The organism is Variovorax sp. YR216, from assembly GCF_900107745.1.
Lineage (GTDB): Bacteria > Pseudomonadota > Gammaproteobacteria > Burkholderiales > Burkholderiaceae_C > Variovorax.
The window spans coordinates 1-1,157 of record NZ_FNRO01000048.1; the positions used below are offsets into that span (position 1 = coordinate 1).

Annotated in this window: 1 protein-coding gene; it reads left to right on the forward strand. The window is 66.1% G+C overall.

Translation table 11 applies throughout. The features are described 5' to 3' along the window. On the forward strand, positions 1-1,157 hold a 1,157-nt coding region (gene hpaE / locus BLW05_RS35245), incomplete at both ends, for a 5-carboxymethyl-2-hydroxymuconate semialdehyde dehydrogenase (protein ID WP_093169588.1).

Consider the following 1,157-nt stretch of genomic DNA (forward strand, 5'->3'; position numbering starts at 1 on the left):
CAGACCGAGACCAACGACTGCGGCCAGGTGATCGCGCAGACCGGCAAGCAGCTCGTGCCGCGTGCGGCGGACAACTTCTACTACTTCGCCGAGATGTGCACGCGGGTCGATGGGCACACCTACCCGACGCCGACGCATCTGAACTACACGCTGTTCCACCCCGTCGGCGTGTGCGCGCTGATCTCGCCGTGGAACGTGCCCTTCATGACCGCGACGTGGAAGGTCGCGCCCTGCCTGGCCTTCGGCAACACCGCGGTGCTCAAGATGAGCGAGCTGTCGCCGATGACCGCCGCGCGCCTTGGCGAGCTGGCGCTCGAAGCAGGCATCCCGCCCGGCGTGCTGAACCTCGTGCACGGCTATGGCAAGGACGCGGGCGAGCCGCTGGTGGCGCATCCGGATGTGCGCGCGATCTCGTTCACCGGATCGACCGCGACCGGCAACCGCATCGTGAAGTCGGCGGGCCTGAAGAAGTTCAGCATGGAGCTCGGCGGCAAGAGCCCGTTCGTGATCTTCGACGACGCCGACTTCGAACGCGCGCTCGATGCGGCGGTGTTCATGATCTTCAGCAACAACGGCGAGCGCTGCACCGCGGGTAGCCGCATCCTGGTGCAGAAGTCGATCTATGCGAAGTTCGTCGACCGCTTCGTGGAGCGCGCGAAGAAGATCACCGTGGGCGATCCGCTGGACGAGAAGACGATCGTCGGCCCGATGATCTCGCAGGCCCATCTCGCCAAGGTGCGCAGCTACATCGAGCTCGGCCCGAAGGAAGGCGCGACGCTGCTGTGCGGCGGCCTGGGCACGCCCGACCTGCCGGCGCGTGTGAAGAAGGGCAACTACGTGCTGCCGACGGTCTTCGCGGACGTGGACAACCGCATGAAGATTGCGCAGGACGAGATCTTCGGCCCGGTGGCCTGCCTGATCCCGTTCAAGGACGAGGCCGATGCGATCCGCCTCGCCAACGACATCGAGTACGGCCTGTCGAGCTACGTGTGGACGGAGAACATCGGCAAGGCCCATCGCGTGGCCGCTGCGATCGAAGCCGGCATGTGTTTCGTCAACAGCCAGAACGTGCGCGACCTGCGCCAGCCTTTCGGCGGCACCAAGGCATCGGGCACGGGGCGCGAAGGCGGCACCTGGAGCTACGAGGTGTTCTGCGA